Genomic DNA, 18,650 nt, shown 5'->3' with positions numbered 1-18,650 from the left:
CTAGTTTGTTAATATGTCGCCATATTAACCTTATCAGGTACTGCATTCTAATTCATGCTTATACCATAGCTCTATAACGGGAGCTCCCGTCACACCATCCCCTAATAATAGGTTCCGATGCGCTGCTCAGAGGCTTGGTTCAATAAAGAATTTTTACTCCTTTTCAGCTAAATGGAGCTCTCTGTGAAAAATTCATTTTATTTACTCTTCTCTTCACTGCATTTGGTTTTTTCCATATTATCACAATTATTTTTAACTGTAAATAAAAAATAATCAGATATTTAATGGCCTGTTTCTGTTAATTCACTTATTTATTATTTTTTCTAAAAATTACGGTGCGTGAAATTACTTATAACTCTAAAAAGAACCTATTGGATCTAGGCTCTTCAAAGTGTTGAAATTAATTTGTATTCGCTTCTGCTAACGGTTGTAATGGTGGTTCTAAGTCTAGTTGTAATGCATCTCCTTCTTGTATAGCTTGTCCTTTTTCAATGCTTTGATTTGTTACATAGCCCGTACCTGTAGTTTTTAAATCTAATTTTAATAATTTAGAGAAATACATAACATCACGCATGGACCAACCTTGTAAATTTGGCATTTTTGCGTTACTTCCTAATAAAAATATACGATCTCCTTCACTCATTACTTCGCCAGACTGGGGATATTGTTTTATTATTTTTCCTTCTCCTAAAATTACCGGTTGGAGCTTCTCTTTTTTTACATTATTCTCTACGGTATCCATTGATTGATTGACATGATTTTGTACTTTTAATTGGGATTTTTTCGTTGCATCGGCCATTTGTTTTTCTGTATATGGTTTCACTTTTAAATATTCAAGGCTATTTTTCACAACAGGTTTAAATATTTCAGCAAGTGGCTTAGCTCCATACTCGTCTCCCTTTAACTTCGGCTGCTTAATAGCTAAGTATACAATTAACTCTGGGTCATCAATCGGAGCCATTCCTAAAAATGAAAAAATATAATTTTCTTTTCCCTCCATATAACGTCCATTTTCAGGGTTCGGAATTTGCGCTGTTCCTGTCTTACCTCCTATTGGATAACCATCCACTTTATACATTGTACCGGTACCTTTTGAAGATGTAATAACACGTTCCATTAAGTTCCTTACCTTGTCCGCTGTCTCTTTTTTTATCGGATTCCCAGTTTCTTTCGGTTGATTTTCCATAATAACTTGTTTGTTTGTTGGATTTACAACTTTGTCAACGATATATGGTTGCATCATTTTCCCGTCATTAGCTATAGCAGTAGCTGCTTGGATTAATTGAATCGGAGTTACTGTAGAACCTTGCCCGAAAGAAGTTGTAACTTGTTGAATTTGTGTATTTAATAATAAAGTATTTTTACTTTCACCAGGTAAATCTATTCCAGTTTTTTGGTTGAATCCGAATTTATTCATATATTGCTTAAATTTATCTGGTTTCAATAACTGATCTTCTAAAATAGAAAAAGCTACGTTTGATGATCTTTCAAAGCCTTCATCAAATGTAATAGATCCCCATCCAAATCCACCATTATGATCTTTAATATCAGATGAACCAACGGAATATTTTCCAGATTGGAAATATTCTTTCCCGTTATATACTCCTTCATTAATTGCAGCAGCTAGCGTAAATATTTTCATTGTTGAACCTGGTTCGTATGCATTTGCGATTGGATCATTTAAAAAATATTCGATATCGCCTTTATTAGGATTAAAACTAGGTTTACTAGACATTGCTAAAACTTTCCCTGTCTTTGGATCCGCTATGATTCCTATTAACATAGAAGGATCATAGTGCTCTTGTGCCTTATTCATCGCTTCTTCTAAAAAACTATTAATTTGTTTATCAAGAGTAAGGTACACGTTATTTCCATTTTTAGCGGGTTCTATTTTTCCTATATCATTTGTAAGGGGGATGCCTCTTCGTGCTCCCACATATTCTATTTTCCCATTTGTCGAGCGCAAATATTTATCCAGACTCTTTTCAAGTCCGAATTTCCCTTCTGTATTTCCTTTATCGTCAGGTCTAGCAAAACCAAGAATATAAGATGCAAAATCTTCATTTGGATACACTCTTGCTTTCTCTGGCATAAAAGAAACACCCGGAATTTTCATTTTTCCGATTTGTTCTTTCAATTCTCTAGATAAATTCCGACCAACTTTTCCGATTTCAACTTGCGTACGTCCATCATGAAAATTTTTTAATACATCCTCTTTATCAATTTCAAGCGCATCAGCTAATTGCCCTGCGGTTTCATTTTTATTTTTCACTTTATCTTCACCTTTTAAATTTACAACAACACGATATGTTGTGGAATCTTGTACTAACACCTTTCCAGTTTGATCATATATTGTGCCACGATTTGCTTCCAAAACACCCTTTTTATTATGTTGTTCAGTTGCAAGATCCTTGACGTTCACATTATGCACGACCCCTACTGCTTGAATATAAAATATACGCAAAATCATAGTAAGAAACAAAATAATAAAAGCAACCATAAAATACCGCGCGCCTTTATTCGTTTGAAGTTTATGCATATTTATCTCCTTTCTTTCACAATTAATTACGGCAAAAGTGTGCTAGAAATTATGTAGTTTTTGCTTTCAATACTATATGTTTCGAACTTTTCCTTTTAATTCCTTTAAATCGTTCTGAAAGTAGTTATTGTTATTGTTTCTGTTTTTATTTTTTATTTACAGTACGGTGCGTGAAATTTACGAATATTCCGTCATATGATGATTAACTTATAATAAACTTACAAATTTAATAGGTGCTAACTCAGTTGTTCTTTCACCACTCATTTAATGCATATGCCCTCTTCTTGTACACAATTAAAAAGTTCCTCTCTGAATTTCCAAAGAGGAACTTTTTAACAAACCTATAAATAGTTATTTATAAAAATTAGGCTATATGATTATATTTCGCTAAAAAAGGAATTCGTTTCGCTACCAATGCGTACATTTTAAATACAAGTTTCGCTATCGGTTCAAATATACGTGTACTTTGCACTACTAAACCGCTCGTAATAAATGTTAAGAAAGCTGCACCAAGTATATCTAGAGGATAATGAACTCCTACGTACATACGTGATACACCAACTAATACTGCCCAAATAAGAGCGACATATTTAAGTTTTTCTCCTCTAAGTAAAAATACAAATGCAATGGAAAATACAAGTACAGAATGATCACTAACAAATGATGAGTCTGCTGCATGTGGCACTAATTGATGTACATCATGTGATACAAACGGACGTGGATGGTAATATACTGCATGTATCACAACATTTACTAGTAATGCGATAATGACTGAAAGTGTCGTATATAACACTGTGTATTGTTTTTTAATGGCATTGACTTTCTTTCCATTATTAAACCATAAGATAAACATAAACAAAATTGCTACATAGACAGCACTATTTGTAATTGCAATCATTAGCGTATCTAATAGTTTGGACGATCCAGCAAAATTATTAAACCATTGAAATACTGTGTAATTCATAATACTCTCTCCTTAAATAAAAGCGTTCTTGATTTACACAGTATACAACATCAATATGAAAATGGGCTTAAACTTTTCTCATCAAATTCTCATTTTACTAGTACTCATTTGACAATAGTAAGACTAATTATATCGGCTAATTATGTATAAAGCTGAAAAACCTTTAAAACAATACGAATCATACGCTTTTTATGTGTAGAATACATAACATAGCTATTTAAATATACTAGTTGCGAAATCATATTTTTATTACATACGAAGTGCGATATTACCAAATTGTTCTCCTTGTTCCATACGGTTTAACGCCTGAATGGCTTCTTCTAACGAATATACTTTATCAATAATTGGTTTAATTTTATGTTTCTCTATAAACTTAACCATTTCATGAAATTCCTCACGGCTACCCATAGATGTTCCCATTATATCGATTTGATTATAAAATAATGCTCGTAATGGTAATTCAATTTTATCTCCTGAGCTTGCACCAAAATTAACAATTCTCCCATTTGGTTTTAATACATCAAAGTATTTTAAGAATGTTGCTGGACCTATACTATCGATTATTAAATCTACTTTCTCTCCGCGTAAACTCTCTTCCCAATTTCCAGAACTATTAAAAGAAAAGTCTGCGCCATATGTTTCGGCTAACCTTCTTTTGCTCTCGACCCTTGAAGTAACACTTACTTTTGCGCCAATTGCTTTTGCAAATAACATGGCAAATGTCGCTACACCGCCGCCTATTCCCGGAATTAAAACATGTTCTCCACACTTTAATCTACCCTTTGTAAAAAGCGCTCTATATGCAGTTAGTGCCGATAAAGATAAAACCCCAGATTCTTCCCAAGTAAGATATGACGGTTTTGCCACTACATTTTCAGCTGGCACAATAACATATTCAGCAAACGTTCCATCTTTCGGTCCACCTAACACCTCTGGTAACTCAGGTATTTCAGCAATATTATCCCATCCAATACTAGGATTAATAATAACTTCGGTTTGTAATAAAGTACCTGGAACATGTTCTCCAATTTCTGTAACAATACCTGCACCATCTGATCCTAGAACTAATGGTAATTGCATTTCTGTTCTATTATTCATTATAAATAAATCGCGATGATTTAAGCCGGCTGATTTTAATTTCACTTTCACTTCTCCAGCTTTAGTTGTTATCTCTGGTAATACTTTATATTCTACCCCTTCAAATCCAGTTTTATATTGTTGTACGATAGCTTTCATTTTTATTCCCCCTTTATAATTCTAATGTACTAGAAAGTTCGAAATAAACAAAATAATTTGTTCGCAAAAAAGAAGGAATGTACAAAACATCCCTTCTTTTTTATGTATTACAGTGAAACGATAGGCAGTGTAATCGTAACAATCGTTCCTTCATTTTCTTTACTCTCTATTTGAATCGTTCCATTGTATTTCTCTACAAGTCGTTTTGCAATAGACAATCCTAGACCGTTTCCACCCTGTTTTCGACTTCTTGCTTTGTCCACACGATAAAAACGGTTAAGAACAAAAGGTAAATCAGCATCGGGTATTCCCGCTCCACGATCTATGATACGAATTTTAACTTTCCCTGATTGTACACTAGATTCAATACAAATATATTTATTAACTTCTTTTGTATATTTCACTGCGTTATCCATTACGATAATAATAATTTGTTCTAAGTAAGATGACGGTATTGAGACATATGCCGCATCTCCATCCAGTTTCATATCAAATTGAAATTCAGTTTGAAGTACAGCAAAATTTTGTGTAACTTGTTTTAATATGTTATTTACATGGACTGGCTCAGCTGCGATTGGATGCATCTGTTCTGATTCAGCTCTTGACAGTTCTAGTAATTCTAAAACTAACTTATTTAAACGATTAACTTCCTTTAAACTGGATTGAAGCGATTTATCTAAAACTGCTGGATCATTTTTCCCCCACCGATTTAACATCGATAAGTGTCCTTGAATAATTGTTAATGGAGTTCTCAGTTCATGGGATGCATCTTCTACAAACTGTTTCTGTTGTGTAAAAGAAGTTTCTACCTCATCCATCAGTTCATTAAAAAGAAACGATAATTTTGCAAGTTCATCATTATTTTCACGTACTGGAACCCGTTCATTTAGTCCATTTTTCTTAATACGTTTCATCGTATCCGTTATATTTTGAACACTTGATAATAGTTTTTTTGTGATTAATAGTCCACCTAAAAAACTAAAGATTAATCCACATATTCCGGCACTAACCATTACCACTAGAATAATTTTTAATAAATGATCGAAAGCCTCTAAGTTTTTCGTAAGTTCAATAGTACCCGTGAAGTCTTTTGTTTGAATTGGTATACGCTTAACTAATATGCGATCTTCTAGATGCCTTTTTATAAATAATTCCTCTTGTGTAACTTGTTTCGGTTTTATCCATGTTTCATTAAAATCTCGTGAAACAGTAACAATCGTTTTCCCGTCCATACCGATAATACGAATCATTTGATGTTTATCAATCATATTGTTTAAGAAACCTTTACTGTTTTCAAACGTTTTACTCGACAAGGTATCATTTTTATCTTGGAAATAGGCCGCTATTTCTGTCACTTGTCTATTTATTTGTTTCTGTTCATAGTCTATAGTCCACTTATTAATTACTATAAACTGCAGAGCGCTATATAAAATGAATAAAATAAATACTAGAGTAGTGGACCAAAGTGTTAATTTCCATTTTATAGGTAGATTTCGAATTCGATGCACAATATTTTTAATCATTTCATTATATATCCAGCACCGCGGACCGTTTGGATATATTCCTCCTTATCCACACTATGTAACTTGTTACGTAAATAACGAACATATACATCTACAATATTTGTCTCAACCAATGCATCATATCCCCATACTTGATCCAATAAAACATCACGGGTAAGTACTCTATTAATATTTTTCATAAACATAAGCAAGAGTTCAAATTCTTTATTTGTAAGCTCGATTTCTTCATTTCCTTTTGTAATCGTTCGCGATTCAATCTGGAGCTGTAAATCTTTGAACGTAAGAGATGAAACATGTTTGTTTTCTATATGTTCTTCTCGTCTAAATATAACTCTCATACGTGCTAACAACTCTTCAATTGCAAATGGTTTCGGAAGATAATCATCAGCTCCGCTATCTAATCCTGTCACGCGGTCCATAATACTATCGCGTGCAGTCAGCATAATAATAGGTGTATTTTTAGTTGCCCTTAATCTACGACACACTTCTAGTCCATTTAATCCAGGTAGCATTAAATCAAGTAAAATAAGATCATAATTTGTTTCAAGTGCGGCCTCTAATCCCTTTCTTCCATCAAACTGTATGTCTACTTTATATCCTTCATACTTTAATTCTAATTCTAAAAAATCAGCTAAACTTTCCTCATCCTCAATAATTAATATGTGTTGCAACAGTAATTCCTCCTATACAGTTAAATGAATGAGTAATCCTATCCCAAATATAATTGCAATGATTTGATGTGCTTTTCTATACAATATCAAGTTTGTTTTTTTATTATGTTTCTGTAAGAAAAACCCGACCACTCCTAGTATGATTAAAATGAAAAGAGAGAATACGCCACTATAAAATATAAGTATATGCCGACTTCCTTTTAATAAAAAATAAATGCCGTGAGTAATTGATACAGCTAATACAGTATATCCAATTAATACGTGAAACTTTTTAATGAAAAGATATACATCCTTTATCAATTTAAACCCAATTATATTTTTCTTTTTTAAAAATAGCCATACATGACGTAAAATCCATAACGATGCAGCTAACATTGCCCCGTATTCACCTAAAGAACCTAATTTCTTATTTAACCATTTTACATTTAATGCGTTGCCGTATATTACATTAATAAATAACAATACTATACTACAAAAAATAATAGTAACGCCTATAATTTTAACATGCAAATGAAAATATTTATTTCTTAGTAGCTTCTCCAATTCATTTAAGCTCCTTCCTTATAAACCTTCTGTAACAAGCAGAATATCAAATTAAAAAGAAAGGAACATGAGAGAAAGATTAAAATAAAATGAGAATTTCGAGGTCACTTAAATTTTCTAGTAATCATTTCTAGCTAATTTTATTATATTTTGAATAAACGGCGCTTTTGCATTTGTATATGAAACTCGATCAAAAGGATATGTAGCTGCGAGTTTCTCTTTTAATTCTCTATATTCATTACGTGCCCATTCATGTTTTGTTAGAAAGTCTCGAAATAAAAGATTGTTTTTCCATTCGGAACTATTATAAATATAAACATGCAAATGATGGGTACCCGCTCTCCATTTTCCCTTTCTAAAAAAACGCCAATTAGGTGTTTCTTTTGGAACATATTCATATCCTATTTTTATTAGCGCTTCAATCCACTTTTCGATAATTTGCAAATCCGTTACGCCAATCATCATATCAATTAAAGGTTTCGCTCCTAATCCCTCTACAGATGTACTTCCTATATGTTCAATGGCAATACAATCTCCTCCGAATAAAGAAATAAATTTCTCTTTTTCTATTACATACTCTTCGTGCCAATTATTTTGATATGGTTTAATTACGATTTGTTGTTCCACTTTTTCCACCTTCTTATAATTATTTATTATTATATTTATAAAATTTCATGTGATTAACATAGGATTTTTACAAAATATGTCGAATACTGAAATATACAATATAATTATAATAAATGTGAGGTATATTATGAAAGCTAATCCAGTTGAAATTCAGTTGAATCAAATAACATTCCAATTAAAAGAACATCATAATTTTGATTGGCTTACGAAATTAGGAACCGTATTTGCGGTTTTTGACCAGCAAGATTCAGGTAATCTATCTTTCGGTGTAGAAAATAATGGACATAAGAAATTTATTAAATATGCAGGAGCAAATACAATTGCATATAACGGCAAGATCAGTGATGCAATTGATAGTTTAAAAAATTCAGTTTCCCTATACGAGGCATTAAAGCATGATGTGCTTATAAAACTAATTGAACATTTTCCAGTTCAATCTGGATATGTATTAATTTTCGATTGGTTTGATGGTGAATGTCTTCATTCGCATTGGAGTTTCCCGACTCCTGAAAAATATACTAATCCAAGCTCTCCATTTTATAAATTTAAGCATTTATCAGTTATGGAACGAATTCAATCATTACATTCTATTTTTTCTTTCCATACATTTGTCGAAAAGAAAAACTATGTAGCAATAGATTTTTATGACGGTAGTATTTTATATAATTTTCATACAAATGAGATGAAGATTTGTGATATTGATTTATATTCCCAAAAACCATACGTAAATAAAATGGGAAGATTATGGGGTTCCTCGCGTTTTATGTCTCCTGAAGAATTCGAGCTAAATGCTATAATTGATGCAAGAACAAATGTATTTAATATGGGGGCAATGGCATTTACTCTCTTGGGTGGTGGAAAAGATCGCGCCTTTACAAAATGGGAAGCAAGTAAAGATTTATATGAAATAGCGTATCGTGCTGTAAATGAAAACCGAATTGAACGATATGCATCAATTGAAGAATTTTATGAAGAGTGGCTAAACGTGGCAAATGCTGAAAAGATATAAACCTATATTATTTAAACAAATATATAGTTTATACTAATATCATGTATAATATATATGAAAAGGAAATTCAAAATAATGGGGCAAATATTATGGACTTTGTTTATATTAATCAAAACGTATTAAATAATCTTCTTTACATTTTAAGTAGTATATTTATTTTTTATTTTATATATGATAGCGGTCGTTATTTGAAGAAATATAAAAAACTACTTATTATACTTTGTACGAGTGTCCCTCTTATTTTATGTATGCGCTATCCTATTTATATGGATGAAAGTTGTATTCATGATTTAAGACAAATACCGGTTATAATAGGTACACTTTATGGTGGCTTCCCTGTCGGTATAACATTGTTTGCTATTTTATTAATTACAAGGTTTTCATTTTATGGATTTAGTATGTTAACAATACTAGTTTATGGCACAATGTTTATCATTACAGCGGTCGCATCCACAAAATTTAATAAGTATAATAGAAAAATTAAAGTAGCTTATGGAATGTTTTTAACATTTTTTCTAGCGATATTTACAACTGTAATTGTATTAACTTTATCAGATTTTGAAGTGAATAATTTATACATTATTTATTTCATCATACTACCAACTTTTTTGATGTTATTTGTCATTTATTTTAATGAAGTTTTAAAAGACGCCGTATGTATGCGATCGAAGTTAATAAAAATGGAAAAAATGGAGATAGTTAGCCAACTCGCTGCTAGTATATCGCACGAGGTAAGAAATCCCTTAACTGTCGTAAAAGGATTTACTCAACTTTTAAAAACACCAAATTTAACTCCAGAATCAAGAGACGAGTATATTGAACATATACTTGAAGAGTTACATCGCGCCCAAGGAATTATTGATGATTATTTAACGTTTGCCAAACCTGCTTCAGAAAAATTAGATCATATTTCAGTAGAACAAGAGTTAAATCGAGTTTTAAATATGATCTTACCATTATGTAATATGAATACAATACATATTACAAAAGATTTCTCTAAGGCAACAATAGTTGGTAATAAACAGCACTTTCAACAATGTTTTTTAAACTTAATAAAAAATGGTATTGAAGCAATGCCTAATGGTGGTACTTTAAATATCTCCTCCTCTATTAGTAATAATAAAGTTATTATACGAATTGAGGATAGCGGAATTGGTATGTCACAAGAGCAAATAAATCGATTTGGCGAACCATATTTTAGTACAAAAACGAAGGGTACAGGTTTAGGTACAATGGTTGCTGTTAAGATCATCGAAACGATGCAAGGTAGTTTAAAAATCCGAAGCGTTATTAATAAAGGTACAACTTTGGCAATTACATTCCCAAAATGGAATACGAACCCATCTGAAAACAAATAAAAAAGGAGCATAAATGCTCCTTTTTTATTTGTTTCGATACATAAGTATCTTCTATGTTTTTTAAGTTTACATGTGTGGAGACTAATTAGAAATTAGTACCCTCCGCCCCAGCAGCTGCATCCAACGATAATTAATAAAATAAATAACACAACTAATAAAGCGAAACCTCCACCAAAACCACAAGAACCACCGTAACTCATACTTTCTCCTCCTTTTGGTTTGAAAACTAATAGGTCGTTGATCATTTTAACTGGTTCGTATTATACATTATGTAAATACCCTTTTTTTGAGCATGTCTACATAAAAATAAGTAAAAGCACTCATTTGAGAGTGCTTTAAAATGGATACCAAAAGTTTTGAAATACATGTAACTTTAAATATACTGCGGCGATTAAAATAAAAACACCTACAAATAAAGCAATGAAATCCCCACTTTTTGCTTTATTTGTATAAAACCACGTACGTTTATCCTTCTTTCCAAACCCTCTTAAATCCATTGCATTTGAAACTGTATCAATTCTCTCTAAAGAATGAATAATTAAAGGCCAGAAAATTAAGACACGGTTTTTCATACGAATCCATAAACTTGCTTCTCCTTTTTCAAAAGCTACTCCTCTCGCCTCTTGGGCATGTTTAATAACTTTATATTCGGACTGAATATCAGGTATATAACGTAACGCAATATTTATTGCATAGGTTATCTTATAATGAATTCGAAATTTACTTAAGCTACTCACAAATTCACTTGGATCAGTCGTATAAATAAAAATAAGTGTAAATGGTAATAACGTAAAATATTTTAATGAAAGTGTAGCTGCATAAAATAATGTTTCATAAGTAATTGTCGCATATCCGATATGTAAAAAAGAAGTATATGATTCAGTTAATTCAGATCCATGGGTTGGTGTAATAAATAAAATCATGAGAGAATTTAATAAACTAAATGTAAATATAACACTAAAAACAATGAAAATTTTACGAAATGGAATTTTTGCAATTAAAATTCCGATACAGCCAATCATAAATACAATAAACAATATGCGAAAATCAAAAAACAAAAAAGTAAACGTCATACAAAAAATAAATAATAACAATTTCACTGCTCCATCCATACGATGAAAGTATGTACTATACATGTTCCTCCCTCCTAGTAACCTCAAAATAAAGTTCTATAAACCTTTCAGGGTATGCAATCCCACTAAATTTAACTAGCTTGAATAAAGAACTTTCCCTAAGTTTCGCTCTTTGTAACGTTTCTGAATGTCCTAATACGATAGACGAGGTATTATTCGCAATAATTTCCCCTTCATGTAAAACAATTGCTCTGTCTGCATATTCTAATGCAAGATTCATATCGTGTGTGATAAAAATAAAAGATATTCCGTTTGCAGCTAGTTTTTTAATAAACGACATAAACTGTTTATAATGATAATAATCTTGTCCCGCTGTCGGTTCATCTAAAATGATCAGTTTCGGATTTGTTGTTAGTACAGATGCAATCGTTACTCTCTTTTTTTGTCCATAACTTAATGCCTGGATTGGCCAGTTTCGAAATGGATACAAACCACAAATTTTTAACGTTTCTTCCGCTCTAAGCTTAATTTCTTCCTTTGAAACCTTTTTTAATTTTAATGTGAATGAAACCTCTTCTATAACAGTAGGTTGCGTAATCATATGATTTGGATTTTGCATCACATAAGATATGACTTCACCACGTTTACGAATAGACCAAGAATTAATATTTACCCCGTCAAATATAATCCTATCATTTTTTGTTTTGTTTATACCTATAAGACTATGAGCTAATGTTGATTTTCCAGCTCCATTATGACCTAAAAGTGCTACAATTTCCCCTTCTTTTATCGAGAAATTTACATTGTCTAATACTTTTTGTTTATTAGGATAGGAGAACGACAAATTGTCTACTTTCAATAATTCTTTGTTTGTAGGAGTGCTTTTACAAAAAATTTGCTTCTCCATCCACTCATTTATTGCGCTACTTACACTTTCTCTTTGAAGATTCTCAAGTGGATATATTACGGCATTATTACTATCAAAAGGTAATCTCTTTAATCCTTCTATGTACATAGGTTCTCTTAAGCCGATAGATGGTAATATATTAGACGTTAAAATCTCTTCTGGAGTGCCTATCGCAACAATTTCCCCTTCATCCATTAAAATGATTTTATCTAAATCCAGATTTAACATTTCTTCTATTCGGTGTTCAATAATTACAATTGTTTTATTATATTGTTTGTGTATATCTTTAATAAGTTCTACTGTATGTAAGCTACTTACAGGATCTAAATTCGCTAAAGGTTCATCAAATAATAATATATCGGCATTCGTTGTTAACACCCCTGCTAAAGAAACAGTTTGTTTTTGTCCCCCTGATAATACATGTGGACTTTGTTTATGAAAAGAATGCATCTTTACCTTTTTTAATGAGTCTGAAACAATTTTTTTCATAGTGTTTTGATTTACACATTCATTTTCTAAATAAAAAGCTACATCTTCTTCTACTGTAAGACCAATAAATTGAGCATCTTGATCTTGCAAAATTGTTCCTATCTGTTTGCTCTGTTCGAAAATACTCCCTTTCCTCGGGTCTTTTCCGGCAATTAAAATATTACCAGTACTAATCCCCCCATAAGAAAACGGGATTAGCCCATTGATACAATGAGCTAACGTTGACTTCCCTGAACCACTACGTCCAGCAAGTAATACTTTTTCCCCAGGATATATATGAAAAGTAATGTCTTTTACAGTAGGCTGCGCCGCATGCTCATATTGAAAGCTGAATTGTTCAAAAGAAATAATTGGTTGCATGTTAACATCCCTACTTTTCAATTTTTAAATTTGTATGTTTCTTATTAGACTTAGCTAGACCTATTGTAATCGGCAATCCAAGAACTAAAAATACAATAACATCCGCAATTGTTGCTCCTAATACTTGTATAACAATTTTGTCAAACGGTTCTCCCATCACAATAATATCGAATGCGCCAGCAAATATAATAGCAAAGACAATACCAAGTAACCCAGCGATAGCTAAATAAGAAATATCTCCCTTATTATACGTCCCGTTTTTTACACTAAAGCCAACTCTTTTTTGTATGAGTCCCATTGCAAATCCGATAATGCCTGAACTAATAACCCACCCCCACCAAATACCCCAACCAGCGATTGTATCCGTTACGGTATGACCGATAAGTCCTATTAACAATCCTGCTACCGGACCAAATAACGCTCCAAAAACAGTTAAAATAGCTAATGCAGGTTTAATAAATGTATTTGGTGCAATAGAAAATCCCCAAAGACCTAATATGCCGTATAATGCTGCTCCAATTCCGATTGCTACTACTAACTTTGTTGATAATTTGTTCATTACAATTCCCCTCTCGTATTAGTCAACTTTTATTACTCTATATTTATTTTGAAAATGAATTATGCATTGACACTCCCTTTCTATACAACAAAAAATGACCTCTTATATAAGAGGTCATTTTCTTTCACGTTCAAGAATCCTCTTATCTTCCAAAAAACACATTGTGTCCTTTGCGGAATTAGCACCTTCCTATAAATTTACATAGGGGTTGCTGAGGTTTCGTAGGGCCGTACCCTCCACCTCTCTGGATAAGTATTAATTTGTAATTCGTATTATGGCACTTATAAGTGTAAATTTCAACACTTTTCTAATTATTTTTATTTTTCGTTTAACGGTACATTTAAATCATTGTATTCTTATCGGAATTATGAAATAATAAATTCAAAATAGTTACGGGAGGAATGTACGATGAAAGTAATCGGTTTAATTGGTGGACTAAGTTGGGAATCTACATCGTTATACTATAAACATATTAATACACTTACACTCTCTCAATACGATCAAAATGCGAAGCTTGTTTTATATAGTATGGACTTTGGTGAAGTAACTACTTTATTACAAAACCATCAATATGAAGAAGTGAAAAACGAGTTAGTCACAGTTGCCAAAAAGGTTGAAAAATCGGGAGCTGAATGTTTATTAATGTGTTCCAATACGGTCCATTTATTTGCTGAAGACGTAGAACAGGCAATATCAATACCGCTCCTTCACATCGGTGATGTAAGTGCAAAGAAAATGGTAGAACAGAATATAAAACGTATTGGACTATTAGGAACGAAACAAACGATGGAACAAGACTTCTATAAATCACGTCTAGCGAATTATAACATTGAGACAATCATTCCAAATAAAGAGGAAAGAAATTTTATTCATCATGTTATTTTAAATGAATTAAGTAAAGGAATTATTTCAGAAACATCTAAAGAAAAGCTATTACAAATTACAAAATCATTAATTCAAAATGGTGCAGAAGGCATATTACTAGGATGTACTGAAATTCCTTTGCTTATTTCTCAAAACGACCTTACTGTACCTGTTTTTGATACTGCTTTTTTACATGCAAATACTGCTGTGCAATTTGCAGGATAATAATATAAAAGCATAAAGGTAGAGCCTCTATGCTTTTATATTATCCACACTATTTATTTAAAAGAGATTTAATAACTGCGATCGCTTCTTTTGAACCACCACATTCTGAAAAACTATCTTTCAGTTTTCGTATACCATGCTTATACTTTTCATTTGAAAGAACGTCTGTTACTGCTTCTTTTAAAGTTTGCACATTAACATACTCTTTCAATAACCTATGTGCTGCTTCTAGTTCGGTTAATCTTTGTGCTATCATTGGCTGGTCTTTATCATGTGGAATTATAACAAATGGGACATTAAAATAAATAGCATCGTGTACGCTATTCATGCCGCCATGTGTAATAAAAACATCTGCTTCACTTAATACTTCTGATTGAGGTACGTATGAAGCAATTATAAAATTGTCTGGCGCTTTCTTAATTTTAGAACGATCATTTCTATCACCAATTGCGATTACAACTATCCCATCAAAATCCGAGAAAGTATCAATGCAAGTATTAAAGAATGGTTCGATTCCTTCAAGCAGTGTTCCCATTGAAATATAAATAACTTTCTTATCTTTAAGCGATTTAAGTGGAAATTCAACATTTGTTTTACGCGTTGAAATACTCGGCCCAATAAAAATGTTATTTTCTCCGAACAAATCGCTATTAGGTTGGAAATAACGACTTGTGTACACGAGAGTAACATCTCCCTTGTTATGCATAAATTGAAGATTATTTTTAGGCTTTACTCCAAACTCACTTTCCATTTGATATAGTAACTTTTTAGAAAGTTCATCAGGTCGGAATTGTTTTTTTGCATTAGGATGAAAAGGTAAAGTCTCCAAAAATTCAGTAGGAATTAAAAATATAGGAGAAGAAACTATGCCTGGAATTTGTAAATACTCCTTTACTAACTCTCCAGCACCAAATATATCATAAATTACGAAATCAAAATTTATACTTTCACATAATTGTTTCGTAATTTCTAATATAAATAAAGAAGTTTGAACGTGTACATGAAAGAAAGAGTTCAGTCCATCTGAAGTTTCAGTATCAATAGAAATATCCTTTAATAAATCTGAATGGGTATATACAGTAGCTCCCAAATCTTCAATTCTGCCTTTAAAGTGTTCTGTTGTAACATAATGTACGTGATCCCCCCGTTCAGTAAAGGCTTTGACTAAACTTAATGTAGGATTTACATGTCCCTCTGCCGGAAAATTAACCACTAAAATATTTAGCACTTATTTCTCACTCCTTACAATTCAATGCTCTTATTAATCATACTGTAATTATTACAGTCAATCTTGCTCTAATAGTCCTAATGTACGTACTACATTAGGTTGATAAATAATTATCAGTTATTAACATAAAAAAGGCATCTACATAAGTAGATGCCTAACCGTGATAAGGAGTGTTCTGTGAGGTTAGAATAAGCTTTTCAGCTTGTCCTATGCTATCAATATATGATTTATTTTATAAAACGTGAATAATTAATAGATTAATTTTACACCTAATTTTCAGTCTATTTCTATATTAAAACGTCTCTAGTTTATATACACACTAGAGACGCTTCACAGTATTTAATTTTCTACTTTTGACACTTCCCCAGATAATCGATTGGTTTTCAATTCAAAATAAGCATCTAAAACTTCTTTTCCGATATCAGAGTTAATGCCAGATTTATCATTAATAACCCATGGCACAACTACAGAAAATGCTACTTCCGGATTATCATATGGCGCATATCCTGCTAACGTTAAATTATAACATTCTCTTCTCTCTCCCTTTTCATTCCTTCCAATATCACTTTCTCCACCGTATACTGTCTGTGCTGTCCCTGTTTTACCTGCTGGTTTATACGATGCTTTTTGGAACGCCCTTACTCCTGTTCCATCACCCTCTTGGAATACCTTTCTAAATCCTTCTTTTACTTGATTTATATATTCCTCTTTCATATCAATTTTATTTAAAACGATTGGTTCTACTGCATGCACAACTTTACCAATCTGATCTTTTTGCGACGTTTGCTCTCTTACTTCTTGAACAATTTGTGGCTTCATACGATATCCACCGTTTGCGATTGTTGAAATATACTGTACAAGCTGAAGTGGTGTATATGTATCATATTGTCCAATAGAATAATCTAATAAGAAACCAGGCTGATTATCTTTTTTACCAATTTGTCCAGCTGTTTCATTCGGTAAATCGATACCGGTTGGAACACCTAATCCAAATTGCCTGAAATAATACCTCATTTTATCAAAGTACTCCTGTTTAATATTTAATGAACTATTTTTCACATAATCCACACCTGCAATTTTTAATGCTATATTAAACATATACACGTTTGAAGAAACTTGTAGCGCTCTTAGGTCGTCTGTATCCCCAAAATTTTTCCAAGACTTCTTCTCCTTAGTACCTTTAAACTTCATAGGTGCATCATAAAAATTAGTACCTGGTGATATCGCTTTCGTTTCAAATCCAGTTAAAACTGTCGCACCTTTCACTGTTGATCCCAGCTCATATGAACTAGTCATTGTACCTAATGCATAGTCTTCAACTTCTGTTTTCCCGTCTTTTTCTACAAGTCTTTTCCCGGCCATTGATAATACTTGTCCGTTTTTCGGATTCATCATTACAACGAAAGCACGGTCCAACATGGATTCTGATCCTTTATATGCCTTTAATATTTTTTCTATACTTTCTTCTACTTTTTTCTGCAGCTCCATATCTATTGTTAAAGTTAAGTTCTTACCGCTCTTTCCCTCAGAGATTGTTTCCGTTCTAATTGTAGTACCTTGTTTATCTGCAACGCTTCTTACTTCTTTTTTTGTACCATGAAGTACATCTTCGTATTGCTGCTCGATGTAACTTTTTCCAATCCTATCATTTCGGCTATAATCACGTACCAAGTAATAATCTAATCGTTCACTTGGTAATCCTTCATCGGAATTAGAAACATTTCCAAGAACGGATCGGAATAATCCATCATTTACATACACTCTCTCCCAATCAACCGATACATCTACACCTGGGAAATTCGCTAAACCTTCACTAATTATAGTAAATTCCTTTTCACTAACATCTTTTTTAATAATTTGAGGAGCCATTTGATAACCAGAAGTCATCTTACTTTTAATAGCTAACACTTTTATATCTTTATCTGTTAATTCCTGAAGATTCTTATCTGTAACTCGTTTTCTTTTTAACTCTTCTATTTTTTTATCTAAATTTTTCCCGGTAATATCTTTATCTTTGAACTTATTTATTTCTTTTTTAGATACTAATTCTTCGGTTAGTGTCGGATTTAATTGCATCCAAAAATCTTTCTTATCCGTCTCAGTTAGTTTATCTATATCTTCTTGTGGCATTTCAATTATGTCTGCAAGTTGTCTTGCAGTTTGTAATATATCTTCTGATTTTACGCCTTTCATCTTCGTGTACGTGATTGTGCGTAAAGATTTATTGTCAACAACTGGATTCCCTTCGCGATCAAATATTTTCCCGCGCGGGACGGAAAGACTCACAGTTGCATTTTCTCTCTTTTTTACTTCATTTTTATAGGTCTCACTATCGATAATTTGTACTTTCCCTAACTTTATAATCATTGTAGAAAACAATAAAAATACACAAAGAAATAAAATATTTAACCGCGTCGGTATTGCTCTACCTGTTTTCGCTTCTTGCTTTTTCACCTTGTCATAATCTCCTCCTTA

At 32.1% G+C, this 18,650-nt stretch carries 16 protein-coding genes, 1 riboswitch and 1 other annotated feature (1 of these 18 running past the window's edge); of the genes, 3 read left to right on the top strand and 13 right to left on the bottom strand.

The genetic code is table 11. From position 1 onward, the window contains the following. Positions 1 to 226 (bottom strand) — a binding site (T-box leader); it reaches 33 nt to the left of the window's first position. Between the two features lie 174 nt (positions 227 to 400). The 7 genes from KVT31_RS18410 to KVT31_RS18380 all read right to left on the bottom strand — a co-directional run bounded on the left by KVT31_RS18410 (position 401) and on the right by KVT31_RS18380 (position 8,103). Next, the gene (locus tag KVT31_RS18410) at positions 401 to 2,539 is read right to left on the bottom strand and encodes a penicillin-binding protein (protein ID WP_088096506.1); all 2,139 of its coding nucleotides are present in this window, start codon (positions 2,537 to 2,539) and stop codon (positions 401 to 403) included. 364 nt (positions 2,540 to 2,903) lie between these two features. Beyond that, a complete protein-coding gene (locus tag KVT31_RS18405) occupies positions 2,904 to 3,503 on the bottom strand; it encodes an undecaprenyl-diphosphatase (protein ID WP_088096505.1) in 600 nt (199 codons plus the stop codon). Between the two features lie 249 nt (positions 3,504 to 3,752). Continuing rightward, on the bottom strand, positions 3,753 to 4,739 hold the full coding sequence (locus tag KVT31_RS18400; protein WP_088096504.1) for a zinc-binding dehydrogenase: 987 nt from the start codon (positions 4,737 to 4,739) through the stop codon (positions 3,753 to 3,755). 107 nt (positions 4,740 to 4,846) lie between these two features. Next, positions 4,847 to 6,262, bottom strand: coding sequence for a HAMP domain-containing sensor histidine kinase (locus tag KVT31_RS18395; RefSeq protein WP_088096503.1), 1,416 nt, complete (start codon positions 6,260 to 6,262; stop codon positions 4,847 to 4,849). Further along, positions 6,259 to 6,933 (bottom strand): response regulator transcription factor, encoded by a 675-nt coding sequence (locus KVT31_RS18390; protein ID WP_088096502.1) that lies wholly within the window; start codon positions 6,931 to 6,933, stop codon positions 6,259 to 6,261. The genes KVT31_RS18395 and KVT31_RS18390 overlap by 4 nt, the downstream gene beginning before the upstream one ends. A gap of 12 nt (positions 6,934 to 6,945) precedes the next feature. Beyond that, the gene (locus KVT31_RS18385) at positions 6,946 to 7,476 is read right to left on the bottom strand and encodes a hypothetical protein (protein ID WP_088096501.1); all 531 of its coding nucleotides are present in this window, start codon (positions 7,474 to 7,476) and stop codon (positions 6,946 to 6,948) included. Between the two features lie 117 nt (positions 7,477 to 7,593). After that, the gene (locus tag KVT31_RS18380) at positions 7,594 to 8,103 is read right to left on the bottom strand and encodes a GrpB family protein (protein WP_088096500.1); all 510 of its coding nucleotides are present in this window, start codon (positions 8,101 to 8,103) and stop codon (positions 7,594 to 7,596) included. Positions 8,104 to 8,230: 127 nt separating this feature from the next. Between KVT31_RS18380 and KVT31_RS18375 the strand changes: the two genes are divergently transcribed. Beyond that, a complete protein-coding gene (locus KVT31_RS18375) occupies positions 8,231 to 9,112 on the top strand; it encodes a protein kinase family protein (protein WP_088096499.1) in 882 nt (293 codons plus the stop codon). 89 nt (positions 9,113 to 9,201) lie between these two features. After that, positions 9,202 to 10,470, top strand: coding sequence for a sensor histidine kinase (locus KVT31_RS18370; RefSeq protein ID WP_088096498.1), 1,269 nt, complete (start codon positions 9,202 to 9,204; stop codon positions 10,468 to 10,470). A 92-nt stretch (positions 10,471 to 10,562) separates the two neighbouring features. On the opposite strand, the gene KVT31_RS18365 is transcribed toward KVT31_RS18370, so the two are convergent. From KVT31_RS18365 to KVT31_RS18350, 4 genes are all read right to left on the bottom strand, one after another. Continuing rightward, positions 10,563 to 10,670 carry a YjcZ family sporulation protein gene (locus tag KVT31_RS18365; protein ID WP_000120182.1) on the bottom strand — a complete coding sequence of 36 codons (108 nt, stop codon included), beginning with the start codon at positions 10,668 to 10,670 and terminating at the stop codon, positions 10,563 to 10,565. 135 nt (positions 10,671 to 10,805) lie between these two features. Continuing rightward, positions 10,806 to 11,606 carry an energy-coupling factor transporter transmembrane component T family protein gene (locus tag KVT31_RS18360; protein ID WP_088096497.1) on the bottom strand — a complete coding sequence of 267 codons (801 nt, stop codon included), beginning with the start codon at positions 11,604 to 11,606 and terminating at the stop codon, positions 10,806 to 10,808. Further along, positions 11,599 to 13,299 carry an ABC transporter ATP-binding protein gene (locus KVT31_RS18355; protein ID WP_088096496.1) on the bottom strand — a complete coding sequence of 567 codons (1,701 nt, stop codon included), beginning with the start codon at positions 13,297 to 13,299 and terminating at the stop codon, positions 11,599 to 11,601. The genes KVT31_RS18360 and KVT31_RS18355 overlap by 8 nt, the downstream gene beginning before the upstream one ends. A 10-nt stretch (positions 13,300 to 13,309) precedes the next feature. Beyond that, the gene (locus KVT31_RS18350) at positions 13,310 to 13,858 is read right to left on the bottom strand and encodes an ECF-type riboflavin transporter substrate-binding protein (RefSeq protein ID WP_088096495.1); all 549 of its coding nucleotides are present in this window, start codon (positions 13,856 to 13,858) and stop codon (positions 13,310 to 13,312) included. Positions 13,859 to 13,997: 139 nt separating this feature from the next. Next, positions 13,998 to 14,113, bottom strand: a riboswitch (SAM riboswitch). A gap of 153 nt (positions 14,114 to 14,266) precedes the next feature. Here KVT31_RS18350 and KVT31_RS18345 point away from each other — a divergent pair. Further along, the gene (locus KVT31_RS18345; RefSeq protein WP_088096494.1) at positions 14,267 to 14,947 is read left to right on the top strand and encodes an aspartate/glutamate racemase family protein; all 681 of its coding nucleotides are present in this window, start codon (positions 14,267 to 14,269) and stop codon (positions 14,945 to 14,947) included. Positions 14,948 to 14,996: 49 nt separating this feature from the next. Here the strand turns inward: KVT31_RS18345 and KVT31_RS18340 are convergent, their stop codons facing one another. Together KVT31_RS18340 and KVT31_RS18335 are read right to left on the bottom strand one after the other, a co-directional pair. Continuing rightward, a complete protein-coding gene (locus KVT31_RS18340; protein WP_088096493.1) occupies positions 14,997 to 16,175 on the bottom strand; it encodes a macrolide family glycosyltransferase in 1,179 nt (392 codons plus the stop codon). 339 nt (positions 16,176 to 16,514) lie between these two features. Continuing rightward, the gene (locus KVT31_RS18335) at positions 16,515 to 18,629 is read right to left on the bottom strand and encodes a peptidoglycan D,D-transpeptidase FtsI family protein (protein ID WP_088096492.1); all 2,115 of its coding nucleotides are present in this window, start codon (positions 18,627 to 18,629) and stop codon (positions 16,515 to 16,517) included. Positions 18,630 to 18,650 lie beyond the last annotated feature (21 nt).

This window comes from Bacillus sp. GbtcB14 (assembly GCF_019091205.1).
Classification (GTDB): Bacteria; Bacillota; Bacilli; order Bacillales; family Bacillaceae_G; genus Bacillus_A; species Bacillus_A cereus_AG.
This window is presented reverse-complemented; position numbering and strand designations above follow the sequence as displayed.

Bases quoted from the DNA above. Each gene is read 5' to 3' on its own strand.
- KVT31_RS18410 (WP_088096506.1), bottom strand. From the start codon at position 2,539: ATGCATAAACTTCAAACGAATAAAGGCGCGCGGTATTTTATGGTTGCT.
- KVT31_RS18405 (WP_088096505.1), bottom strand. From the start codon at position 3,503: ATGAATTACACAGTATTTCAATGGTTTAATAATTTTGCTGGATCGTCC.
- KVT31_RS18400 (WP_088096504.1), bottom strand. From the start codon at position 4,739: ATGAAAGCTATCGTACAACAATATAAAACTGGATTTGAAGGGGTAGAA.
- KVT31_RS18395 (WP_088096503.1), bottom strand. From the start codon at position 6,262: ATGATTAAAAATATTGTGCATCGAATTCGAAATCTACCTATAAAATGG.
- KVT31_RS18375 (WP_088096499.1), top strand. From the start codon at position 8,231: ATGAAAGCTAATCCAGTTGAAATTCAGTTGAATCAAATAACATTCCAA.
- KVT31_RS18370 (WP_088096498.1), top strand. From the start codon at position 9,202: ATGGACTTTGTTTATATTAATCAAAACGTATTAAATAATCTTCTTTAC.
- KVT31_RS18365 (WP_000120182.1), bottom strand. From the start codon at position 10,670: ATGAGTTACGGTGGTTCTTGTGGTTTTGGTGGAGGTTTCGCTTTATTA.
- KVT31_RS18360 (WP_088096497.1), bottom strand. From the start codon at position 11,606: ATGTATAGTACATACTTTCATCGTATGGATGGAGCAGTGAAATTGTTA.
- KVT31_RS18355 (WP_088096496.1), bottom strand. From the start codon at position 13,299: ATGCAACCAATTATTTCTTTTGAACAATTCAGCTTTCAATATGAGCAT.
- KVT31_RS18350 (WP_088096495.1), bottom strand. From the start codon at position 13,858: ATGAACAAATTATCAACAAAGTTAGTAGTAGCAATCGGAATTGGAGCA.
- KVT31_RS18345 (WP_088096494.1), top strand. From the start codon at position 14,267: ATGAAAGTAATCGGTTTAATTGGTGGACTAAGTTGGGAATCTACATCG.